Source organism: Polaromonas sp. Polasp52, assembly GCF_059491565.1.
In genome coordinates this window covers 376,531-398,639 of the sequence record NZ_CP168513.1, presented here as the reverse complement: position 1 = coordinate 398,639, position 22,109 = coordinate 376,531, and the positions used below count along the sequence as shown (strand labels likewise).

23 protein-coding genes are annotated in these 22,109 nt (G+C 65.3%); 10 read left to right on the top strand and 13 right to left on the bottom strand.

The genetic code is table 11. From position 1 onward, the window contains the following. Window positions 1-10 precede the first annotated feature (10 nt). From ACEN9P_RS01940 to mutL, 5 genes are all read right to left on the bottom strand, one after another. Window positions 11-1,255 carry a multidrug effflux MFS transporter gene (locus ACEN9P_RS01940; protein WP_495620928.1) on the bottom strand — a complete coding sequence of 415 codons (1,245 nt, stop codon included), beginning with the start codon at window positions 1,253-1,255 and terminating at the stop codon, window positions 11-13. Between the two features lie 54 nt (window positions 1,256-1,309). After that, complete coding sequence (locus ACEN9P_RS01935; RefSeq protein ID WP_477662501.1) at window positions 1,310-1,663, bottom strand: hypothetical protein; 354 nt, start codon at window positions 1,661-1,663, stop codon at window positions 1,310-1,312. A 24-nt stretch (window positions 1,664-1,687) separates the two neighbouring features. Then, complete coding sequence (locus tag ACEN9P_RS01930; protein ID WP_477662500.1) at window positions 1,688-2,866, bottom strand: ammonium transporter; 1,179 nt, start codon at window positions 2,864-2,866, stop codon at window positions 1,688-1,690. A 334-nt stretch (window positions 2,867-3,200) separates the two neighbouring features. Then, on the bottom strand, window positions 3,201-4,052 hold the full coding sequence (locus ACEN9P_RS01925; protein WP_477662499.1) for an alpha/beta hydrolase: 852 nt from the start codon (window positions 4,050-4,052) through the stop codon (window positions 3,201-3,203). A gap of 95 nt (window positions 4,053-4,147) precedes the next feature. Beyond that, complete coding sequence (mutL, locus tag ACEN9P_RS01920; RefSeq protein WP_495620927.1) at window positions 4,148-6,109, bottom strand: DNA mismatch repair endonuclease MutL; 1,962 nt, start codon at window positions 6,107-6,109, stop codon at window positions 4,148-4,150. A 108-nt stretch (window positions 6,110-6,217) separates the two neighbouring features. Here mutL and ACEN9P_RS01915 point away from each other — a divergent pair, with 108 nt between their 5' ends. Genes ACEN9P_RS01915 through ACEN9P_RS01895 form a run of 5 tightly spaced genes read left to right on the top strand, consistent with a single transcriptional unit; the run spans window position 6,218 to window position 10,460 of the window. Beyond that, complete coding sequence (locus ACEN9P_RS01915; RefSeq protein ID WP_477662497.1) at window positions 6,218-6,856, top strand: hypothetical protein; 639 nt, start codon at window positions 6,218-6,220, stop codon at window positions 6,854-6,856. Window positions 6,857-6,897: 41 nt separating this feature from the next. Then, window positions 6,898-7,551 (top strand): VTT domain-containing protein, encoded by a 654-nt coding sequence (locus ACEN9P_RS01910; RefSeq protein ID WP_477662496.1) that lies wholly within the window; start codon window positions 6,898-6,900, stop codon window positions 7,549-7,551. 30 nt (window positions 7,552-7,581) lie between these two features. Continuing rightward, a complete protein-coding gene (locus ACEN9P_RS01905) occupies window positions 7,582-8,595 on the top strand; it encodes a PfkB family carbohydrate kinase (protein ID WP_495620926.1) in 1,014 nt (337 codons plus the stop codon). Window positions 8,596-8,652: 57 nt separating this feature from the next. Continuing rightward, window positions 8,653-9,972, top strand: a complete 1,320-nt coding sequence (locus ACEN9P_RS01900) for an aromatic ring-hydroxylating dioxygenase subunit alpha (RefSeq protein ID WP_495620925.1) — start codon at window positions 8,653-8,655, stop codon at window positions 9,970-9,972. A gap of 14 nt (window positions 9,973-9,986) precedes the next feature. Then, window positions 9,987-10,460, top strand: a complete 474-nt coding sequence (locus ACEN9P_RS01895) for an aromatic-ring-hydroxylating dioxygenase subunit beta (protein ID WP_495622121.1) — start codon at window positions 9,987-9,989, stop codon at window positions 10,458-10,460. 47 nt (window positions 10,461-10,507) lie between these two features. Here ACEN9P_RS01895 and ACEN9P_RS01890 read toward each other — a convergent pair whose 3' ends face one another. The 3 genes from ACEN9P_RS01890 to tsaE all read right to left on the bottom strand — a co-directional run bounded on the left by ACEN9P_RS01890 (window position 10,508) and on the right by tsaE (window position 12,822). Beyond that, on the bottom strand, window positions 10,508-10,720 hold the full coding sequence (locus ACEN9P_RS01890; RefSeq protein WP_477662493.1) for a YMGG-like glycine zipper-containing protein: 213 nt from the start codon (window positions 10,718-10,720) through the stop codon (window positions 10,508-10,510). Window positions 10,721-10,918: 198 nt separating this feature from the next. Continuing rightward, window positions 10,919-12,307: an N-acetylmuramoyl-L-alanine amidase gene (locus ACEN9P_RS01885; RefSeq protein WP_495620924.1), complete on the bottom strand. Its 1,389-nt coding sequence runs from the start codon at window positions 12,305-12,307 to the stop codon at window positions 10,919-10,921. Beyond that, a complete protein-coding gene (gene tsaE / locus ACEN9P_RS01880) occupies window positions 12,304-12,822 on the bottom strand; it encodes a tRNA (adenosine(37)-N6)-threonylcarbamoyltransferase complex ATPase subunit type 1 TsaE (protein ID WP_495620923.1) in 519 nt (172 codons plus the stop codon). Before tsaE ends, ACEN9P_RS01885 begins: the two co-directional genes overlap by 4 nt. A gap of 15 nt (window positions 12,823-12,837) precedes the next feature. On the opposite strand from tsaE, the gene queG reads away from it, so the two are divergent. Together queG and ACEN9P_RS01870 are read left to right on the top strand one after the other, a co-directional pair. Next, window positions 12,838-13,890, top strand: a complete 1,053-nt coding sequence (gene queG / locus ACEN9P_RS01875) for a tRNA epoxyqueuosine(34) reductase QueG (protein WP_495622120.1) — start codon at window positions 12,838-12,840, stop codon at window positions 13,888-13,890. A gap of 44 nt (window positions 13,891-13,934) precedes the next feature. Then, window positions 13,935-14,288 (top strand): hypothetical protein, encoded by a 354-nt coding sequence (locus ACEN9P_RS01870; protein ID WP_477662490.1) that lies wholly within the window; start codon window positions 13,935-13,937, stop codon window positions 14,286-14,288. A gap of 24 nt (window positions 14,289-14,312) precedes the next feature. On the opposite strand, the gene ACEN9P_RS01865 is transcribed toward ACEN9P_RS01870, so the two are convergent. From ACEN9P_RS01865 to ACEN9P_RS01855, 3 genes are all read right to left on the bottom strand, one after another. Beyond that, window positions 14,313-15,044: a J domain-containing protein gene (locus ACEN9P_RS01865; RefSeq protein WP_477662489.1), complete on the bottom strand. Its 732-nt coding sequence runs from the start codon at window positions 15,042-15,044 to the stop codon at window positions 14,313-14,315. A 53-nt stretch (window positions 15,045-15,097) separates the two neighbouring features. After that, entirely contained in the window at window positions 15,098-15,664 is a 567-nt protein-coding gene (locus ACEN9P_RS01860; RefSeq protein WP_477701181.1) for a hypothetical protein, read from the bottom strand. A 134-nt stretch (window positions 15,665-15,798) separates the two neighbouring features. Then, window positions 15,799-16,704, bottom strand: coding sequence for an AEC family transporter (locus ACEN9P_RS01855; RefSeq protein WP_495620922.1), 906 nt, complete (start codon window positions 16,702-16,704; stop codon window positions 15,799-15,801). Between the two features lie 117 nt (window positions 16,705-16,821). On the opposite strand from ACEN9P_RS01855, the gene ACEN9P_RS01850 reads away from it, so the two are divergent. From ACEN9P_RS01850 to ACEN9P_RS01840, 3 genes are all read left to right on the top strand, one after another. Next, window positions 16,822-17,802: a tripartite tricarboxylate transporter substrate binding protein BugE gene (locus ACEN9P_RS01850; protein ID WP_477662486.1), complete on the top strand. Its 981-nt coding sequence runs from the start codon at window positions 16,822-16,824 to the stop codon at window positions 17,800-17,802. 75 nt (window positions 17,803-17,877) lie between these two features. Continuing rightward, complete coding sequence (gene xerD / locus ACEN9P_RS01845) at window positions 17,878-18,780, top strand: site-specific tyrosine recombinase XerD (protein WP_495620921.1); 903 nt, start codon at window positions 17,878-17,880, stop codon at window positions 18,778-18,780. Window positions 18,781-18,815: 35 nt separating this feature from the next. Beyond that, window positions 18,816-19,805, top strand: a complete 990-nt coding sequence (locus ACEN9P_RS01840; protein WP_495620920.1) for a Bug family tripartite tricarboxylate transporter substrate binding protein — start codon at window positions 18,816-18,818, stop codon at window positions 19,803-19,805. Between the two features lie 75 nt (window positions 19,806-19,880). Here the strand turns inward: ACEN9P_RS01840 and ACEN9P_RS01835 are convergent, their stop codons facing one another. Together ACEN9P_RS01835 and ACEN9P_RS01830 are read right to left on the bottom strand one after the other, a co-directional pair. Next, window positions 19,881-21,167: a class I SAM-dependent methyltransferase gene (locus ACEN9P_RS01835; protein WP_495620919.1), complete on the bottom strand. Its 1,287-nt coding sequence runs from the start codon at window positions 21,165-21,167 to the stop codon at window positions 19,881-19,883. A 98-nt stretch (window positions 21,168-21,265) separates the two neighbouring features. Continuing rightward, window positions 21,266-22,078 carry a ferritin-like domain-containing protein gene (locus tag ACEN9P_RS01830; protein WP_495620918.1) on the bottom strand — a complete coding sequence of 271 codons (813 nt, stop codon included), beginning with the start codon at window positions 22,076-22,078 and terminating at the stop codon, window positions 21,266-21,268. Between the last annotated feature and the right edge of the window lie 31 nt (window positions 22,079-22,109).

Genomic DNA, 22,109 nt, shown 5'->3' with positions numbered 1-22,109 from the left:
CAGGGAAGGCTCACGTCTTTCTCGCTGCGGCCTCATGCGCAGGCTCGCCGTATTTGCGCACCACCGTCCAGGCCGCCGTGGCGATCAAGACACTCCAGAACCAGACGCCGTGCGTCAGGGGCTGCACCGTGCCGTCCATGTGGGTGCCCAGCCAGCCACCCATGCCGAAGGCCACCAGCATCATCAAAAAGCCGTTGAGCGCCGAAGCCGCGCCGGCCGCCTGCGGGAAGGGGCCGACCGCGCCGCTCTGGCCGCAGGGCTGGTGCACGCCGTGGCCCAGCATGAAGAGGTAATAGGGCAGCATGATGGCCCAGACGTTTTGCACGCCGGCCCAGGCCAGCACGCCCATGGTGGTGCCGCCCGTCAGGCTCAGGCAGGCGGCAATCGCCACCGAGCGGCGCACGCCGAAGCGCGGCAGCAGGCGCCGGCAGATGAAGGTGCCGGCAAGGTAGCAAAAACACATGGAAAACATCACCAGGCCGTAGCCCGTCTTGCTCAGGCCCAGCACCTTGATGAAAACGAAGGAGGAGGTCGCAAGGAACGTGAACAGCCCGCCGTAGGAGGCCGCGGTGAGGGCCGAAAAAGCCAGGAAGGTGGGATGGCGCAGGATGGTGAGCCAGGTGCGCAGCAGCGTGCCGGGGCGCAGAGCCAGCGGATTTTTTTGCGCCAGCGATTCCTCAAAACGCAGGCCGACCAGGGCCAGCGTGGCCGCGCCGAACACGGCCAGCGCCGCCAGCGCGATGCGCCAGCCATAAAGCTCGGACAGCAGGCCGCCCAGCGGCGCGCTGACGCAAGCCAGCACGCCCAGGCCGCTCAGGCCTTTGGACATGACACGCGCGCCTTCGAGCGGCTGGTACAGGTCGCGCACGATGGCGCGCGCGCACATCACCACCGCGCCCATGGCCGCGCCCTGGACGACGCGCCAGACGATCAGCAACAGCATCGAGGGCGCGAAGGTGCTGCCGACCGAGGCCAGGGTGTAGGCCGACAGGCCCCACAGCAGGATGGGCCTGCGGCCAAAGCGGTCGGACAGCGGCCCCCAGATCAGCTGCGAGGAACCGAAGGCCAGCAGCAGCGCGCTCAGCGTGAGCTGGGCCTGCGACATGGGCGCGTCGAAGCCTTCAGTGAGCGCGGGCAGGGCCGGCAGGTAGAGGTCGGTGGTGACGGGCTGTATGCCCAGCAGCATTGAGAGGATCAATACGACCAGGCCGGCCGGCATGGCAGGCGCCGGGGTCTTCGAAACGGAAACATCCATTCAACTGAGCGTATCAGACAAACGCCGGTGCGGCAGCGCAGCCGCCACCACGTTTCAGCGCAGGCCCGACTTGTAGCGGGCGATGGCCTTGGCCCGTAGGTCTTCACTGATTTCCGTTTCGCTTGCCGCTGGTGCTGCCGGCAAGGCTTCGGCCGCGCCGGAAGCGCTTGGCGGCAAGGGTTCGCTGCCGCGAGGGCCGAAAATTTTGGTCTGCGCATAAGCGGCATAGCCGCGCAGGCGCTCGTCCTTGCTTTCCAGTGCCTCCTGAATGACTTCGGTGGCGTAGGGCAGGTCGTGCAGGAATTGGTGGACGTTCAGTGAGCGTCCGAACTCCCGCTTCATGGGAATAACCATGCGCACTGCGTAGGTCATGAGGTCGGAATCCGGCGGATTCATGGTGAGCTGCATGCTGTACTGTGTTGATCCAGGGGCTCAGGCGCCTGAAATCATTTCGCCATGCTGGGCGAGGTCCAGCCCCAGTTGCTCCTCTTCCGCGGTCACGCGAAGGCCGGCCAGGGGCTTGACCACCAGCAGGATCAGCCAGGTCATGATGGCCGCGTAGGCCGCAACGGCGCAGGCTCCCATGAGATTGGTCAGCACGGTCGCAGTGACGGGCGCAATTTCCTTGAGCGCAAAGACCGGCGTCAGGACCGTGCCTATGAACCCGCCCACGCCATGAAGTGCAAATACATCGAGCGAATCGTCGATCCCTGTCGCGCGTTTGAAACGGGTCACCGCGAGGAAACAGCCGACCCCCCCCGCCGCGCCCAGCACCGATGCGCCTAGGACGCCGACAAAGCCGGATGCCGGCGTGATGGCGACCAGGCCGGCAATGGCGCCCGTGGCCATGCCCAGCACGCTGAACTTTCCGCGCTGGACGTATTCGCAGATGCCCCACATGAAGGCGCCGACGCAGGCGGCCACCTGGGTGGCCAGCAAGGCGCCCACGGCGCGCGAACTGGCCTCAAAGGCCGAGCCCGCATTGAAGCCAAACCAGCCGGCCCACAACAGTCCGGCGCCGATGATGGTCACCAGCAGGTTGTGCGGCACCATGGGCTCGGTCCCGAAGCCCTTGCGCGGGCCCACCACCTTGGCGGCTACCAGGCCACTGGCGCCGGCGGCGATGTGCACCACCGTGCCGCCCGCAAAATCCATATGCCCCATGGCGGCGAGCCAGCCGGTAGGTTGCCAGATCCAGTGCGCTACCGGGGCATAGACCAGTATGGTCCAGAAGGCCGCGAAGAAAATGGTGGCGCTCAGGCGCATGCGCTCAACGGTGGCCCCGATGATCAGCGCGAAGGTGATGATGGCGAATGCCAGCTGGAACATGAAAAAAGCGGATTCCGGAACGGTGGGGGCCGAAAGGTGCGCACCGACCTTGGCGCCCAGCAGCCCGTCGCTGAGCGCGCGGCTCATGTCCCCGATCCAGGGATTGCCGGGCGTGAATGCCAACGAGTAGGCAATGCCCGCCCATACCAGCGTGACGACCGTTGTGGCCGCAAAGGTATGCGCCACGATCGACAGGGCATTTTTGGCTCGCATCATGCCGCTGTAGAACAGCATGATGCCGGGAATGGTCATCAGCAGCACCAGTACGGTGGAGATCAGCATCCAGGCCGTATCCGCCCCATTAAATTTTGCAAGCGCGGGCATCGCCGTGGTTGCGGCTGTTTGGGCGTGTAGCGGTGCTGATGCCAATAGCGGCAGGGCAAGCGCCAGCAAGTTGAAGGCAGGCAACCTGCGGATTACCAGGGGTTGGCGCATAGATCCCTCTCGATTTTTGGAGTTTTCGAAAAGGGATGTTACATGCAGCTACATGTTGTGTGTAAGTTAAAAATACCTATTTTTTGAAAAATATTGCCTGACCTACAGTGGCATTACCACTTTTTGACCAAGATTTTGGCGGCGGCCAGGTGTCGCAGACCGCCGAGTTCCTCCCGTGGGCTTATTTCAGGTCGAACAGCTGCGTCAGCGCTTGCCGGTACTGCGGCAGTCCGACAAGGTTGGCATTGTGGTGCGAACCGCCCGGTACAAGCACAAACTGCTTGGGTTGCGCAGCGGCGTCATAGAGCTTGCGCCCCAGGTCGGGCAGTATCAACCGGTCCTCGTCGCCATGCACCACCAGCAGCGGCGAGCCTATCTTGTCCACCTTGCGCACGGCCTCAAAGCGCTGGGTGATCAGCAGCGACACCGGCATCCAGCCCCACTGGGAACTGCTCACCACGTCGGCAATCGAGGTGAAGGTGCTCTCGACGATGGTGCCGCGCTCGTCGTTGACTTCGGTCGCCAGGTTGATGGCGATGGGCCCGCCCAGCGAATGGCCGAAGATGTAGCGTGGCCGGTCCGGGTATTTTTTCGCCAGCCAGTCCCAGGCGGCGCGGGCGTCTTCGTAGGCGGATTTTTCGGAAGGCAGCTCCTGCGTGCTCTTGCCGAAACCGCGGTAGTCGATGGCCAGCACCGAAAAGCCGAGCTCCTGCATGCGGCGCATGCGCGGCGCGGAGCCGGTGACGTTGTAGCGCGCGCCGTGCAGGTAGAGCAGCACCGGCGCTTTCGCGGAATTTTCGGCATCGGGCCTGTCGCTGGCCAGCCAGAGGCCGTGCAGGCGGACCGGGTGGTCGCCGGCGGCGGTGTAGTCTATCCAGACGTCGTCCATGCCCACCGCCGCGGCGGCGCCGCCGCTCCAGGTGCGGTCGCTGGGCTGGAAGATCCAGGCGCGCTGCTTTTCGTCGAGGGTGGCGCAGCCGGCCAGCAGGGCCAGCGCCGTGCCGAAACTTGCGAAAAGGTGCCAGCGTTTCATGGTCATGACTGAGTACACCGCGTCCCAAAAGTTCTGGACGCTGGTGTTTCCCCTAGATGTAACAGCCCGCGCGTGCAATCCTCACGCTCGCGGCGCTAACGTCCGCGCATGAAGAGCGAGTCCAGTTCCTTGATGCTGACCTGGCGCCAGGTCGGCCGGCCGTGGTTGCACTGGTCGGAGCGCTCGGTGGCTTCCATCTGGCGCAGCAGGGCGTTCATCTCGTCCAGCGTGAGCTTGCGGTTGGCGCGCACCGCGCCGTGGCAGGCCATGGTCGACAGCAGCTCGTTCTGCGCGCGCTGGATCACGGTGCTGGCGTCGTGCTGCGCCAGTTCGGCCAGCACGCTGCGCGCCAGCTCCACCGCGTCGCCCTGCGCCAGGCTGGTGGGCACGGCGCGCACCGCCAGGGTCTTGGGTGAAAAAGGCGTGATCTCCAGGCCCAGCGTTGCCAGGGTCTGGGCGCAGGCCTCGGCCGTGGCGACTTCCTGAGGGCTGGCGGCAAAGGTGGCGGGGATCAAGAGCGGCTGGCTGGCCAGGCTGGCGCCCTCGCCGCCGTCCATCTGGGTTTTCAGGCGCTCGTAAACAATGCGCTCATGGGCCGCATGCATGTCCACGATGACCAGGCCCTGGGTGTTTTCGGCCAATACATAAATGCCCTGCAGCTGGGCAATGGCCCGGCCCAGCGGCCAGTCGCCGGGAGGAAGGGGCACGGCATAGTCGGGGCTGGCCGCACTGTTGCTGGGCGATGCGAGGGCGGGCCTGGGTTCGGGTGCATGCGAAGACGCGGGCAGAAAAATACCGCCTGTCTCGGTGCGGCCTTCACCCGAGGGCGCCGGCACCGGCCACATGGCCTCAAAGTCGGAAACCCGGCTGCCGCCGTTGCCGCCATGGTTACCAAGGCCGCTGTTGCCGGCGAAATTCATGCTGGGCTGCGCCCATCCCTGGCGCGAAAAAGCCTGCTGCCCCGCGGAAACTTCCGCGGGCATCGCCGCGGCTGCGCCGAGGGCCGCATCGGCGGTGGCGGATGAGCGCGGAATCGCCAGCGCATTTTCGGTCGCATGGCGCACCGCCTGGTGCACCTCGCGGCTGTCGCGAAAACGCACCTCTATCTTGGTCGGGTGCACGTTCACGTCCACGCGGCTGGGGTCTATCTCGACATACAGCGCATAGACAGGCTGGCGGTGGCCGTGCAGCACGTCCTCATAGGCGCTGCGCGCCGCATGCGTCAGCACCTTGTCGCGCACATAGCGGCCGTTGACATAGGCGAACTGCTGGTCGGCGCGCGAGCGGGCGGCATCGGGAATGCCGGCCACGCCCCAGACACGCACGGCGGGCCGGCCGTCATGGCGCAGGGCCGAACTTTCGTAATTCACGGTAACCGACTGCTCGACGAACTCGCTGCCCAGCACATCGGCCAGGCGCTGCTCATGGGCCTTGTCGCCGCTGGCGGCGCGCCATTGTTCGACCAGCTTGCCCTCGTGCCAGATGGCAAAACCGACGTCGGGCCGCACCAGCGCGTGGCGGCGCACGGCTTCTATGCAGTGCGCCAGTTCGGTGGCGTCGGTTTTGAGGAATTTGCGGCGTGCCGGCGTGGCGTAAAACAGCTCGCGCACTTCCACGCTGGTGCCGCGGCTGCGCGCGGCGGGCTTGAGTTCGCCGGTGCGGCCGTCCAGTTGCCAGGCGTGCTCGCTGTCGGCTGTGCGGGACAGCAGGCTCATGTCGGCGATGGAATTGATGGCGGCCAGCGCCTCGCCGCGAAAGCCCATGGTGCCCACAGCTTCGAGGTCCTGCAGCGAGGCGATCTTGCTGGTCGCGTGGCGCCTCAGGGCCACCGGCAGTTCCTCGCGCGGAATGCCCAAGCCGTCGTCCTCAACCAGGATCAGCCGCACGCCGCCGGCCAGCAAACGCACCGTGACCTGGGTGGCGCCCGCGTCCAGCGCGTTGTCCACCAGTTCGCGCACCACCGAGGCCGGCCGCTCCACGACTTCGCCGGCGGCAATCTGGCTGATCAGTTCATCGGGCAGTTCGCGGATGGGGCGGCGGGTGGTGGCAAGGCTCATGCAAGGGATTTTAGGGTGTCACCCATTTTTCAGCCGGAAGCCGGGCGCAAGCCCTGCGGGCCGCGCGGCTTGTAATATTCTGTTTCTGTTTTTTCCCTGCCCAAAACCATGCCCTTCAAAATCCTCAATTTCGCGGCCCTCGCAACCCTGCTGCTGGCGGGCCCAGTTGCCATGGCGCAAGCCACGGGCGCCCCGGTGTGTGTGCAGGATGAAAGCGTCAAGGAACGTTTTGTGCCGGTGGAACTGCTGACCGGCAATCCCATGACCGAAGCGCGCGAACTGGTGTTCGCACCTGTCGACCGGGTCTATCCCTTTGTCGATGAACTACCGGATGGTTCCCTGGGAAAAGGCGAGGCCGCGCTCAAGGGGCCTCTCTCGTGGGAGGGCCATGAAATCTACGAACGCAAGGTGCCGCGCGCCCATGAACGATTTGCCCTGACGCCGGACCGCACGGCCATAGGCCGCGTCTACGACCAGCGCTTCGGCAATGCCAGCAACGAAGGCAAGTTTCCCGTAGGTAGCTGGTCGCAAGGGCAGGTGCGGCGCTACAGCACCACTTATTTTTCGCCACGCGGCCCGCGGCAGGAAACCACGATCCTGGAGATTGAAAAACTATCCTGCACCTATGAAGGCGTCCCTGGCGCGCTGCAGTACGGCTGGAAAACCAGCGGCGGCCTGAGCTACGGTTATATCTACGCACCCGGCAAGGGGCTGGTGCATGTGATGACGCGCGCCGGGGGACGCTGAGCCGCCAGAGCCGGGCTGGCGCACCTGTCAGAATCGGGGGCATGGAACTAGCCGCCTTTCTCATCGATTTCATTCTTCACGTCGACAAGCACCTGGAGGCCTTCGTCACCAGCTACGGTGCCTGGGTTTACGCCCTGTTGTTCATCATTATTTTTGTGGAAACCGGCGTGGTCGTCATGCCTTTCCTGCCGGGCGATTCGCTGCTTTTTGTGGTGGGCGCGATGTGCGGCGTGGGCCTGATGAGCTTTCCGCTCGCGGTGGGGCTGCTGTTTGTGGCGGCCGTGCTGGGCGACCAGTGCAACTACAGCATAGGCCGCGCCCTGGGGCCCAAGGTCTTCCAGTGGGAAAACTCGCGCTGGTTCAACAAAAAAGCGTTTGACCAGGCCCACGCGTTTTATGAGCGCTATGGCGGCATCACCATCATCGCCGCGCGCTTCATGCCGTTTTTGCGCACTTTCGCGCCCTTTGTGGCCGGAGTGTCGGAGATGACGCGCAGCAAATTCACGCTGTTCAACCTTGTGGGCGGCGCCCTGTGGGTGGGCGGCATCGTCACGGTGGGCTATTTCTTCGGCAACATTCCCTTTGTGAAGACCCATCTCGACAAGATCATCTGGGCCCTGATCCTGGTGCCCGGCCTGATCGTCATATTTGGCGCCTGGAAATCCAGGCGCAAGGCCGGTAGCGCCGGGGCCTGAAGCGCTTTTGCGGCCGGCAGGAAGACCCCAATGAGTATCACTTCCCTGGACCTTGCCGCCGTGCAGGTTGCAACCGCCGGCGAGGCGCTGGTTGACCTGATTGCCCAACCGGACGGGCGTTATGACGCTTGCCCGGGCGGCGCGGTTTTTAACCTGTCGCGCGCACTGGCGCTGCAGGGTGTCAATACCCTGTACCTCAATCCTTTATCACGTGATCGTTTTGGCCGCCAGCTGGCCGCCACGCTGGCCGGGGATGGTGTCCGGCTGGCCTGTCCGCAGCCCGTGGCGCAAAGCACCTCGCTGGCCGTGGTGGGGCTGGATGACACCGGTCATCCCGATTACGCTTTTTACCGGCAGGATGTGGCGGACCGAGCGGTCACGGCGGACGGTTTGATCCAGTCATGCCATCGCGTTCCCGCGCTGCAGATGGTGTGCACCGGCGCTCTGGCCCTTGCGCCCGAGGATGCCGGCCGCTACCTGCCATGGCTGCGTGCCCAGCACCAGGCCGGCAATGTGGTGGTGGTGGTGGTGGATGCCAACCTGCGGCCGTCGGCCATGCCGGACCTGCAGGCCTACAGGCGCAACGTGCACGCCGCGCTGCAGCACGCCGATGTGGTCAAGGCCAGCGATGAAGACCTGGACAACCTGCAGGTGCCCGGCGCGGATGCCGTGGCCCGGGCGCGGCATCTGCTGGACGTGAGCGGCGCGGCCTTGCTGGTTCTGACCCTGGGGCCGCAGGGGGCTTGCCTGCTGGCGCGCGACGGCCGGCAGTGGCGCGCCCGCGAATCCCGGCCATTGGCGGTGGTGGATACCGTGGGCGCGGGCGACTGTTTTCTCGCCGGCTTCATGGCCGCCTTGCTCGCGCGAAAAGCCGATACGGGCGGCGCCCGCGCCCTGCTGGCGCTACCCGACGATGCGGGGCATGGCTTGCTGGCCCATGCCGTGGCCAGCGCCAGCTTGTGTGTCTTGCGGCGCGGCTGCGTGCCTCCGACCGAGGCGCAGGTGCGGGCCAGGGTTGGGCAGGCCAGTTGCCTGTTTGACTGACAGCTTGGGCCGATGCCGCACTAAAAAATCAGGGAAAGACGACCCGGAGACACACAGATGAACGCACCTCAAACCCTGTCACGCTGGGGCGAGCCCGGTTCCAGCCGCATCCCTTTCTGGGCCTATACCGACGCCCAGCTCTACCAGCGCGAGCTGGAGAAAGTTTTTTACGGCGCGCACTGGTGCTACGTGGGGCTTGAGGCCGAGATTCCCAACGTCGGCGACTACAAGCTCAGCCACGTGGGCGAGCGGCAGGTGCTGATGGTGCGCGACCGCATCGCGCCCAAGGACCGCGCCACCGACCACGGCATACGCGTGGTGGAAAACCGCTGCGCCCACCGGGGCGTGCGCTTTTGCCAGAACCTCCAGGGCAATGCGCGCAGCTTTGTCTGCCCCTACCACCAGTGGACCTACAAGCTCAACGGCGACCTCGCGGGCCTGCCTTTCAAGGACGGCGTGAAGGAGGGCGACTGCGTCAACGGCGGCATGCCCGAAGATTTTGACCTGAAGGACCACGGCCTGACCAAGCTGCGCGTGGCGCTGCTGCACGGGCTGGTGTTCGCCACTTTCAGCGAGGACACCGAGCCGCTCGAAGACTATCTGGGCCCGCAGCTCATGCCCTGGCTGGACCGCATCTTCAAGGGCCCCGAGGGCGCGCGCAAGCTGACCCTGCTGGGCTACAACCGCCAGCGTATCCCGGGCAACTGGAAGCTGATGATGGAGAACATCAAGGACCCCTACCACCCCGGCCTGCTGCACACCTGGTTCGTGACCTTCGGCCTGTGGCGCGCCGACCAGAAAAGCCGCATGGTGATGGACGCTCATGGCCGCCACGCTGTGATGATTTCGCGCCGCAACGAAGGCGGGCAGAACACGGCCGTGACCGAGGGCGTGACCTCTTTCAAGGCCAATATGGCGCTGCACGACGACCGCCTGCTGGACGTGGTGCCCGAGCCCTGGTGGAAAGTGGCCGACCCGTCCAACCCGGGCAGCGACATCACGCCCACCGTCACCATGATCACGCTGTTTCCCAGCCTCATCATCCAGCAGCAGGTCAATTCGCTGAGCACCCGCCACATCGTGCCGCGCGGCCAGGGCGAATTTGATTTCATCTGGACGCATTTCGGCTTTGCCGACGACACGCCCGAAATGACGCAGCGCCGCCTGCGCCAGGCCAACCTGTTCGGCCCGGCGGGTTTTGTCAGCGCCGACGACGGCGAGGTGATCGAGTTCAGCCAGGCGGGCTTTACCCAGGCCGGCGAGGGCGCCACGCTGTGCGAGCTGGGCGGCACGGGCACCGAGATGACCGAACACATGGTCACCGAAACCCTGATCCGCAGCATGTATGCCTACTGGAAGAAAGTCATGGAACTATGACGGCGATCGAACAAATGGAGCGCCTGCTGCTGCAAATGCGGGTGGACCGGCTCAACGCGGACTACGCGGCGGCACTCGATGAAAAGCGCTTTGAGGAATGGCCGGAATTTTTTGTGGAAGACGGCCACTACAAGGTGCAGGCCCGCGAGAACTTCGACCGCGGCCTGCCGCTGGCGCTGATGGCGCTGGAAAGCCGCGGCATGATGAAGGACCGGGTGTACGGCGTCACGCAGACGATTTACCACGGGCCGTATTACACGCGCCATGTCGTGAGCCCCGCGCGCATCCTCTCGCAGGAGGGCGACACCATCCGGGCCGAGGCCAACTATGCGGTGTTCCGCACCAGGCCGGGCGGCGTGAGCGAGGTCTACAACGTGGGCCGCTATATCGATGAGCTCACGCAAAAAGACGGCTCGCTGAAATTCAGGAGCCGTCTTTGTGTGTACGACAGCGAGATGATCCTCAACTCGCTGATCTACCCGGTATGACAAGGCCTGGGGCTTAAACCAGGCGCTTGAACCAGGCGAGCGTGGGGTCAGCGCTTTTTGCCGACCTCGTTACCGATCAGCGCACCTGCGGCCGCGCCGCCCACGGTGCCCAGGGTGCTGCCGAAGACGGCATTGCCCACCAGGCCGCCGGCCACGGCGCCAACGCCGGTGCCTATCTGCGCATTCGTCGGGCTGGTGCTGCAGCCGCCCAGGCCTATCAGTGCCGCCGCCGCGACCGAGATCATCAGTTTCGTATTCATGTTGTTTGCCTTTGCTAAGAGTTCCAGGCGCTCGCTTCTTGCTGCGGGCCTTCAGCGTGTGAAGGCCCCGGCTTTGCCTGTGGCTTCAATGTAGGCGGGCCGCTGCCCCGGGGCTGTAGGAAAAGGCCACCGCGGGCTGTCGGCTCGCTGCGGTCTTTTGTGTTCAGTTTTGGCGCATCAGCGTGCGCCAAGGAGCGCCTAGACGGCGCGGTTGCGCGCCAGCGGCGGGTTGCGCGCGAAGTAGCGCGTGATGCCGCGCATCAGGGCATCGGCCAGCTGGACCTGGTAGTCCTCGCTGCGCAGCCTGGCTTCCTCGTCGGGGTTGCTGATGAAGGCGGTTTCCACCAGCACGCTGGGAATATCGGGCGCCTTCAGGACGGCGAAGCCGGCCTGCTCGACCTTGGGCTTGTGCAGCTTGCCGACGTTGCCGATCTCGCCCAGCATGGCGCTGCCGAGCTTGAGGCTGTCGTTGATCTGCGCGGTGGTGCTCATGTCCAGCAGGGCTTTTTGCACCTGGGCATCCTTGGCCTTGACGTTGATGCCGCCCACCAGGTCGGCCGAATTTTCCTTGTCGGCGATCCAGCGCGCCGCGCTGCTGGAGGCGCCTTTTTCGCTGAGCGCGAAGACACTGGCGCCCTGCGGCCGCGCCGTGAAAAAGGCGTCGGCATGGATGCTGATGAAAAGGTCGGCTTGCACACGCCGCGCTTTTTGCACGCGCACATGCAGCGGCACGAAGAAGTCGGCGTCGCGCGTGAGGTAGGCGCGCATATTGGGCTGCTGGTTGATGCGGTCGCGCAGGCGGTGCGCGATTTGCAGCACCACGTCTTTTTCGCGCGTGCCGCCGGGACCGACGGCACCGGGGTCTTCGCCGCCGTGGCCCGGATCCAGCGCCACGATGACGAGGCGGTCGGTCTTGCCGCTCTTCGCGGTGGCAGCCGCCTCCGGTGCGGATTTGGCGACACCCGGGCTTGCCGCCGGCCCTGGGGATTTGTCCTTGTCCTTTTCCGCGACGGATGCCGGCGGTGGCGGCTTGCTGTCGGCCTGCTTGCCCGATTGCCGCGCGATCAGGTCGGCAATAGGGTCGCTGGCCGGTGGCGGCGCGGCGGCGGATTGCCGGTCGGCAAGCTTCTCGGCGATCAGGGCCTCGAGCGGGTCGGCGACCTGTGTCGGATACAGGTCGAACACCAGCCGGTACTGGTAGGCGGCCACGGGCGGCAGGGTGAACACCTGCGGCTGTATGGGCTGCTTGAGGTCTATCACCAGCCGCACCACGCCAGGGGCGTTTTGCCCCACGCGTATGCCCGAGATGTTCGGGTCGTCTGATTTGACCTTGGCCACCAGCTCGCGCAGCGCCGGAATCAGGTCTATGCCCTCGATGTCCACTGCCAGCCGGGGCGGCTCGGCGACAAAAAACTGCCGGGCCTTGATTTCACCGTCCGACTCGATGGTGAGCCGCGTGTAGTCCTTGGACGGCCAGACGCGCACGGCCACGATGGTGGCGCCGCGCGCGATGTGCTGCACGCCCAGCAACAGCACCACGCTGCCCAGTTGCAGGGCGCCGCGGCGGCTCAGGGTGGGGCGCTTCATGCGAGCAGTTCCGCGCCGGTGGGCGTGTGGGCCGTCAGGGTGACGGCGCGGCTGTCGTCCGGCAGCACTTCCAGGCGCAGCAGCAGGTCGGGTTGCGGCAGGTGCGGCCCGGCTTTCTCGGGCCATTCGACGAGCTTGAGGCCGGTAGCCGCGAAGATGTCGCGAAAGCCGGCTTCTTCCCACTCGCGCGGGTCGTTGAAGCGGTAGAAATCGAAATGCCAGATGTTCATGCCGCCATTTTGGCCTGCATCCGCTCCGGCCGTGGCCAATGTGTAAGGCTCGACCACCGCATAGGTGGGACTCTTGATGCGGTCCTGCACACCCAGGCTCTTGAGCAGGTGGCGCACAAAGGTGGTTTTGCCGGCCCCCAGGTCGCCCTGCAGTTCGATCAGCGCGCGGCCTATGGCGGGGTGCTTTGCCAGGGCCCGCGCGAAATCGGCCGTGGCCTCCTCGTCCAGCCAGGTAATGTTTTTTACAATCGGCGGGTGTCCGCCAGCAACGCTTTGAACAGTCATCAGTTCGTTTCTCAAATTCAGGCTTGGGCGCGCGAGCTTGGATTTTCGCAAATCGGCATCGCCGGCGTCGACCTCTCCTCGGCTGAACCCGGATTATCGGCCTGGCTGGCGGCGGGCTTTCACGGCGACATGCATTACATGGCCGCGCACGGGCTCAAACGCGCCCGGCCGGCCGAACTGGTCCCCGGCACGGTCAGCGTCATCACGGCGCGCATGAACTACCTGCCGGCGGCAACCCCCGCCGTGCCCGGCGAGTGGCAGGCCCTGGAGTTCAGCCGCTTGGAGCGGCCCGCCGAGGGCATTGTGTCGGTCTATGCGCGCGGCCGTGACTACCACAAGATCATGCGCGGCCGCCTGCAAAAACTCAGCGAACGCATCTCGGAGCATGTGGAACAGCTGGGCCATCGTGCTTTCACCGATTCCGCGCCGGTGATGGAGGCCGAGCTCGCGGCCCGCAGCGGCCAGGGCTGGCGCGGCAAGCACACGCTGCTGCTCAACCGCGAGGCCGGCTCCATGTTCTTTCTCGGTGAAATCTATGTGGACATCGCGCTGCCACCCAGCGAGCCAGTGGCGCCGCATTGCGGCAGCTGCCAGGCCTGCATCGATGTCTGCCCCACGGGGGCCATCGTCGCGCCGCACAAGCTGGACGCCAGGCGCTGCATTTCCTACCTGACCATAGAGCACGCGGGCCCCATACCGCTGGAGCTGCGTGCGCTCATGGGCAACCGCATCTACGGCTGCGACGACTGCCAACTGGTCTGCCCCTGGAATAAATTCGCCCAGCGCAGCGCCTTGCCTGATTTCGACGAGCGGCACGGCCTGACGGGCCAGCAGCTGGTGACGTTGTTCGGCTGGAGCGAAGAGGCATTTTTGCGTTTCACCGAAGGCAGCCCGATACGGCGCATAGGCCACGAGCGCTGGCTGCGCAACATCGCGGTGGCCATGGGCAATGCGCTGCGTGTGCTCGACGCGGCGGCTGGACTGCCTCTGCGCGAGGCGCTGCAGGCGCGCGCCGCCGATTGCGGCGAGCTGGTTCGCGAACACATTGAATGGGCGCTCAGCCAGTAGGCTCCGTCTGCTTGTAATATCCCTGTGCACGAAAGGACACCCGCATGGACCCCACGATTTCAGGCGCCCTGGCTTCGCTGTTTGGCGCAGTCGTCGGCGGCAGCATCACTTTTTTCCTGAACCGCCAGCTGCACAAACACCAGCTGGCACTGGCGCACGAGCAGCACAAGACCGAGTTCATGGCCGAGGAGACGGCCCGCCACTTCCTGAGCCACAAAGGCTATACCGACCGCTCCTTTGAAACCCTGCAGATGCACCTGGGCGGGTTTGACGAGGACGAACTGCGCAAGATCCTGGTGCGGGCGGGGGCGATACGGGTTTATCGCGAGGATGGGTCGGAGTGGTGGCGCTTGATGAGCCGGATGGGCGAGTTCATCGAGAAGAAGAACGCTTCCTGAGGCCTTCGGCCCCGTAAGAACGCCTCAGCAGTCGGGGCGCCGGTAGTTCTGGTAGCACAGCTCGCGGATACGGGCTTTGTCCCTGGCAAGGCGCTGTTCCGCCGCCCTGGCCTCGCTTTGCTCGCGTGCTCGGGCCTCATAGTCCTTGCGCTGGGCTTCCCGCTGCTCGATGCTGTCCCGCTGTATCTCCCGGTAGCTGCGCTGTGCTTCCGTGTAACGTGCATTGTTGATCGCCCGCTCGCTTTCCTGGCGGAACTGGCGCTCCTGCTGCTCCGCGCGCCTGGCGAGCTGCTGCCGGCTGGCTTCCTCGGCGGCCAGCCGATCCGCTTCTTTCTTTTCTTCTTCGGCCGCCTGGGCTTTCAGTTGAAGTTCCAGCTCGGCTTGCGCTTTTCGCGCGGCTTCCCGCTTGTAGCTGACGTAGTAGCCCGTTGCAAAGATCAAGAGGACCAGCGCCAGCAGGACTGGCAGCGCCCGCACAGGCCACGAAGCCTCCGGCTTCACGCTGAGCGACCTGTCCACGCGCGCGGCTGGCGTGCTGGCTTGCGCACTGCTCAATTTGCGGTCGTGCGCGGCCCTGGACTCCGGGTCGCGCAGGATCTGGTGCGCGGTTTTGACCTCAAGGAATTTGTCGACGGCTTTCGGGTCTTCCGCAAGCCTGGCGGGAGAGTAAAAACTCTTGGCTTTTTCAAAAGCCGCTTCGATGTCTTCCCGGCTGGCGTTTCCCGGCACTCCCAGAACTAGATAGGCGGACTTCATGGGCTTCCTGTTGATTTGGCGTTGTTGTTGCCCCTGCGGCAGGGGAGCTGGGTTCAATAGCGGCGCGACGCGCGATCGGCCGCGGCTGCCGCTCTTGCCGCGGCTGCCTCGGCACGCCTTTCGGCTGCGGCCTGCCGTGCGTTGCTTTCGGGGTAAACGGGATAGGCGGGGTATGCCGCGTATGCGGACGGAGCGCGGGTCCTGGTGGAGGCCTGTTTGTTGTCCATGCACTCCGTCTCAATGGCGGCCCGGATTTCCACGGGGTTGCCTTTTTTGGCGAAAACCGCGGACGCCAAATCCTTTTCCTTGATTTTTTCCAGCCTTGCGATGGGTTTGGCGTCAATGCCTGCGTGCAGGCTTTCCAGGGTTTCCTGGCGGGTTCGCGCCTGGATGAAGGGCAGGGCACGCACGCCCCTGTCGGCGCACTGCGCGTCGGCCGTCGCATTGACCTGCTCCTTGCTGAAAGAACCGGTCAGCGAGGAGTACTTTTTCTGGACTTCCGTGTCGCAGGGTTTGTCCTGGAAAGTCGCGCCGCATTTGTACAGGTTCTGGCCGCCGCTGGCGCCCGAACACGCCGCGCCCATGACAATCAAGGCCGCAATTGAGCTTCGAATTTCCATCCCCGATCCCCTTGTTATTGCCTGGCCCTGTTGGCTACAAATTATTACATTAGTATACCCAGCAGCGGTGAAAGACGGGACCTGGCTGGCACAGCCCCAGGGAAACGAAAAAAACGAGAGCGGGAACGAGTACCTTAGCGCAACACCGCCAGGGCAAAGGGCAAGCTCACCACCCCCAGCATGGTCGACAAGGTCACCAGGCCCGCCACATAGCCGCCGTTGTAGCCCATGCGCGCGGCCAGCACATAAGCGCTGGAGGCCGTCGGCAGCGCCGAGAAGGCCAGCAGTATGGTGGTCTGCACCGGCGACAGGCCGAAGGCCTTGGCCAGGCCCAGGGCCACGATGGGCAGCAGCAGGTGGCGTATGGACAGCACGGCCACCGTCAGGGTCCTGGATTGCGCCAGGTGGACGAACTGCATGCCGGCCCCGGCCGACATCAAGCCCAGGGCCAGGGAGGCGGCGCCTATGCGGTTGACGGTGGGTTCCAGCCAGAAGGGGATGTTGAAGCCCAGCAGGTTGGCGACAAGGCCCGTGGCCGTTGCCACGATCAGCGGGTTGCGCACCAGCTCGCCCATGAAGCCGCGTTGCGCATGCCTTGCCATGGGCCATACCGCGGCGACGTTGAAGAGCGGCACGCAGACGCCGATCAGCACCGCGATCAGCTGCAGGCCCTGGGCGCCTGCGAGGCGGTCGGCCAATGCCAGGGCGATGAAGGAGTTGAAGCGAAAGGCCACCTGCGCGCTGGCCGCGTGCTCGCGCGTGTCGATGTGGCGGCGCAGCCAGGGCAGGTGCGGCAGGCTGTAGGCCATGGCGATGCCGGCCACGCCCATCAGCAGGCCGGCACCTATCAGGCTGGAGGCGGCACCCAGGTCCAGCGGGCTTTTCACGATGGAGTGAAACAGCAGGACCGGAAACAGAAAGTAATAGACCAGGCTTTCCACCTTCTCCCAGACCGTGCGGTTGAGAGCGGTGTAGCGGCACACCAGGTAGCCGCAGACGATGAGGGAAAAGTCGGGGAAAAGAAGCTGGGCGTAGTTCACCGGCCCAAGAATAACCGCAATCCCTTCGGGTTTGCCCTTATGCGTAATCCACAACTGGCGGTATTGGTTCTTGCGATTACCATTTCAGCAGTTAGTTTTTACCGTAAGGACCTGAACATGCAACGTCGTTATCTCTTTGCCTACTCCGTGCTGTCCGCGCTTGTGCTGGGCGCCGCCGCGGGCCCCGCACTGGCGCAGGGTTATCCCAACAAGGTGGTCAAGCTGCAGGTGCCCTTCGCGCCCGGCGGCACCACCGACATCGTCGCCCGCGTGATCGCCGAGCCGCTGGGCAAGGCCCTGGGCCAAAGCGTCATCGTCGAGAACAAGGCCGGCGGCGGCGGTGTGGTCGGCGCGCTGGAAATCGCCCGTTCCGTTCCCGACGGCTATACGCTGGGCGTGGCCACGGTGTCCACCACCGCGGCCAACCCGGCCATCAACCCCAAGATCCCGTACAACACGCTGACGGACTTCACGCCCATCATCAACATCGCGGCCACGCCCAACATCATCGCCGTGCACCCGAGCTTTCCGGCCCGCAACTACAAGGAGTTCCTGGCCGAGCTCAAGAAGAACCCCGGCAAGTACTCCTATTCATCTTCGGGCACGGGCGGCATAGGCCACCTGCAGATGGAGCTGTTCAAAAGCATGTCGGGCACTTTTGTGACCCACATCCCCTACCGCGGCGCGGGACCGGCCCTCAACGACACGGTGGCCGGCCAGGTCCCCATGATCTTTGACAACATTCCTTCCGCGCTGCCCTTCATCCAGCAAAAGCGCCTGATCCCCATCGTGGTGGCCGCGCCGCAGCGTCTGGCCGTGTTGCCTGACGTTCCGACCTTCAAGGAAGTCGGCCTGGAGCCGGTGAACCGCATGGCCTACTACGGCATCCTGGGCCCCAAGGGACTGCCCAAGGAAGTGGTCGACAAGGTCAGTGCCGGCGTGAAGAAGTCGCTGGAAGACCCGGCGGTGCGCAAACGCATCGAGGACACGGGTTCGCTGATCATCGCCAACACGCCCGAGCAGTTCACGGCCCAGATCAAGGCCGAATACGAGGTCTACAAAAAAGTGGTGGACGGAGCCAAGCTCAAGCTTGACTGAGCCCGATCGGGTCTTAGCACCATAAGCCGCCGCGCAAGAGATTGCGCGGCGGCTTTTTTTGTTATGGTTGCCTCCATGCAAGCACAAAGCCAGTCCAGCATAGACGCGTTCATCGATGCGCTGTGGCTGGAGGACGGCCTCTCGAAAAACACGCTGGCGGCCTACCGCCGGGACCTGTCCTTGTTCGCCGGCTGGCTGGGCGCGAAGGAGCAGGGCGCGCGCGCGCTGGACGCTACGGCCGAGAGCGATCTCAACCGCTATTTTTCCGCCCGGCACGCCGCGACCAAGGCGACCTCGGCCAACCGGCGCCTCACGGTGTTCAAGCGCTACTTCCGCTGGGCGCTGCGCGAGCGCCTGATAGACGCGGACCCGACGCTCAAGCTGCAGTCGGCCAAACAGGCGCTGCGGGTTCCCAAGACGCTGAGCGAAGCCCAGGTCGAAGCGCTGCTGGCCGCGCCCGATGAAGCTACGCCGCTGGGGCTGCGCGACCGCGCCATGCTGGAGCTGCTGTATGCCAGCGGCCTGCGTGTGAGCGAGCTGGTGGGCCTGAAGACTTTTCACCTGAGCCTCAACGAAGGCGTGCTGCGCGTCATGGGCAAGGGCAGCAAGGAGCGCCTGGTGCCATTCGGCCAGGTGGCGCGGGAATGGGTCGTGAACTACCTGGCCGAGTCGCGGCCGGCCATCCTTGGTGGGCAGCAGACCGACGACCTGTTCGTCACCGGCCACGGCAAGGGCATGAGCCGCGTGATGTTCTGGATGTTGGTCAAGAAGTACGCTGGGCTGGCCGGCATCCATTCGCCGCTGTCGCCCCACACCCTGCGCCACGCCTTCGCCACCCATTTGCTGAACCACGGCGCCGACCTGCGCGCGGTGCAGATGCTGCTGGGCCACGCCGATATTTCCACCACCACGATTTACACCCATGTGGCGCGTGAGCGGCTCAAGGCGCTGCATGCGCAGCACCACCCTCGTGGCTAGAAAATTTTTCCCACACCTTATCTTTGGAACGCTTTATGCCAGGACTGATTCGACGGCGCCGCGCGGTGGCCCTGCTCATGCTTTTATCGCCGCTTGGAGCCGCCTTGGCCCAGCCGGCCCCGGCATGGCCGGCGCGCCCGCTGCGCATTGTGGTGGCCTATCCGCCGGGCGGCATCAGCGATGCGGTGGCGCGCGCCCTGGCCGACAAGCTGTCCGCCCAGCTCGGCACGCCGGTGGTGGTGGAAAACCGCGCCGGCGCGGGCGGCAGCATAGGCATGGATGCGGTGGCCAAGGCCGCGCCCGACGGCTACACCCTCGGGTTTTCGTCCATCAGCCCGCTGGCCCTGAACCCGCACCTGGGCAAGCAGGCCTATGACCCGGCCCGTGACATCGCCCCGGTCGCCAGCGTGATGTATTCGCCCGTGGTGCTGCTGGCCACGCCGGCCTTTGCGGGCAAGGATTTCAAGGACATGCTGGCGACGGCCAGGACAAAACCGGGCAGCCTGCGCTGGTCGACCTCGGGGCTGGCCACGGTGGGCCATCTGGTGCTCGAGCAGGTCAGCCATGGGGCCAAGGTGGAATTCACCCATGTGCCCTACAAGGGCGGCGGCCAGCAGCTCACCGACGCATTGGGCGGGCAGGTGGAACTGGTCTCCACCAACCTCAGCGGTACCGTGATGCAGCACATCCAGTCGGGCAAACTGCGCCCGCTCGCGGTGGGCGCGCCGGCGCGCGTGGAGGCCTTGCCGCAGGTGCCAACCTTTGCTGAACTGGGCCTGGCGCCCGCCAACCTGAGCTCGCTGTTTGGGGTGTTCGCCCCGGCGAAGGTACCGGCGGAGCTGCTGCAGCGGCTCAACACCGAGGTCAACCTGGCTTTGCGCACGCCCGAGCTGCGCAAGAAGCTGCTTGATGCCGACAATGTCCCGACCGGCGGCAGCGCGGCGGAGTTTGCGCGCCAGATCGCCGCCGAGTCGGCCGGCAATGCCCGCATCATCAAAGCCGCGAACATCAAGGCCGAGCAGTGATGGAGGTATTTCACCAGTGGGGGCCGAGGGTCCGGCTTTGCCGGCCCCAGGCGCCGCCCCTTGAGGGGGAACAGGCTACACAGAGCGAGCCTGGACGGGGGGGTACATGTAGTCTCGGTTGAAGGGGTAGCCGGACTGGGCCCCGGTGACGACCGTGTTGTGCACATCGCCTGAAGGCCGCGTCGCCAGCATCTGGTGCAGCGAGATCCAGCCCTGCTCGAAGCTCATGGCGCTGCCGGCCAGGTAGAGCCGGTAGGCCCTCAAGGTTTTTTCGGCGCGCTCGGTGCCGCCGTCCTGGGCCAGCACCTGGCGTGCTTCGTCCAGCCTGGCTTCCAGCCCGTCGGACCAGTTCCACAGCGTGCGCGCGTAGTGCGGGCGCAGGTTCTCGGTGTCCACCATTTCCAGGCCGGCGCGCGACATGTGCTCCAGCACGGCGCTGACGTGCATCAGCTCGCCACCCGGGAAGATGTATTTTTCGATGAAGTCGCCCATGCCGGCGCCGAGCTGGCGGTTTTCCAGGCCGCCGGCCGTGATGCCGTGGTTCATGACCAGGCCGCCGGGTACCAGCAGGCGCATGATTTTCTGGAAGTAACCCGTCATCTTGGCCTTGCCCACATGCTCGAACATGCCGACTGAGGAAATTTTGTCAAAGGCCTGCTCCTCCGGCAGGTCGCGGTAGTCGCGCAGCTCCATGCGCACGCGCCCGCCCAGGCCTTTTTCTTCAATCAGCCGCTGCACGTGCGCGTGCTGGTTTTTCGACAGGGTGATGCCGGTGGCGTCGACGCCGTAGTGCTCGGCTGCCCATAACAGCAAGCCGCCCCAGCCGGCGCCTATGTCGAGGAAGCGCTCGCCGGGCTTGAGCATGAGCTTGCGGCAGATGTGGTCCAGCTTGGCTTCCTGGGCCTGGGCCAGGCTCATGGAGGCATCGCGGTAATAGGCGCAGGAGTAGACGCGCCGCGGGTCCAGCCAAAGCGCGTAGAAGGCGTCCGACACGTCGTAGTGGAACTGGATCTGCGCCGCATCGCGGGCATGGGTGTGGGCTGCCAGGGACTTGGCGTGGTGCAGCAGGCTGGACCACCAGCTTGTGTCGCTTTGCACCGGGTTGCCGGGCAGCAGCTTGGTCACCGCGCGCATCACGTCGCGCATGGCGCCCTCGAGCTGGAGCTTGCCTTCGACATAGTCTTCGGCCAGGGCACCTATCTGGCCGGCCTTGAGGCGGGCAATGCTGGACCAATGGGAAAACGCGAGCTTGACGGGTGCGTTGGCCGAGCCCAGGCGCTGGCCCTGGGGCAGCTGAAGAGCGATGTCCGCCGGCAGGCGCGGCATTTGCGATGGGATGTCTGGAACCAGGTGCCGGATCATGCGCAAACTCCTTTTCAAGAGATTTCCAGTCTAGCGCCGTTCGAAAATCCCTGCCGCAGTCGCGCATGTAGGAATTTGCCGCGTTTTGGACGCTGTCCCTAGCCCAGGAGCGCCAGTTCCGCCTCGTCAAATCCCGCCCGGCGGCGGGCGTCCAGGTTCAGCGGGCCCTTGAGCCGGGGCGCCTCGTACTGGCGGGCTAGCAGGGCATAGGTTGCGACCGGCTCCAGCCCGCGCTGGGCGCACAGCTGGCGATACCAGTGGTTGCCGATGGCGACATGGCCGATCTCGTCGCGCAGGATCACGTCCAGGATGTCCACGGCCCGCAGCGCGTCCGGCGTGCCGACCTTGCGCAGCTTGGCCTGCATGGGCGGGGTGGCATCCAGGCCCCGGGCTTCCAGGGTGCGCGGCACCAGGGCCATGCGCGCCAGCAGGTCGCCCTCGGTCTTGCGTGTCATGTCCCAGAGGCCGGTGTGGGCCGGAAAGTCGCCATAGTCATAGCCCATGGCTTGCAGGTGGGCGCGCAGCAGGCTGAAGTGCCGGGCTTCCTCGGCGGCGACCTTGAGCCAGTCCAGGTAGTAGGCGCGGGGCATGCCGGAAAAGCGCCAGACTGCGTCCAGGGCCAGGTTGATCGCGTTGAATTCGATGTGCGTCACGGCGTGGAGCAGGGCGGCCAGGCCTTCGCGCGTGAAGGGCGAGCGCTTGGGCACATCCAGGTGGGAGCGCAGCTCGGGACGCTCCGGGCAGCCGGGCAGGCCGGCCGGGGCCTCGAGTTCCAGCCCGGCCTCGACCGCCAGCGTGCCCGCCTGCGCCATGGCCTGCTGTGCCATCAGCACTTTTTGCGCGGGATCGGCTTCCAGCAGCGCCCGCAGCGCCAGCTGGCGCAGTTCCGCGGGAGGAGACTCGCTTGTCATGGGGGGATTGTCGGCGATACGGCAGTGGCTC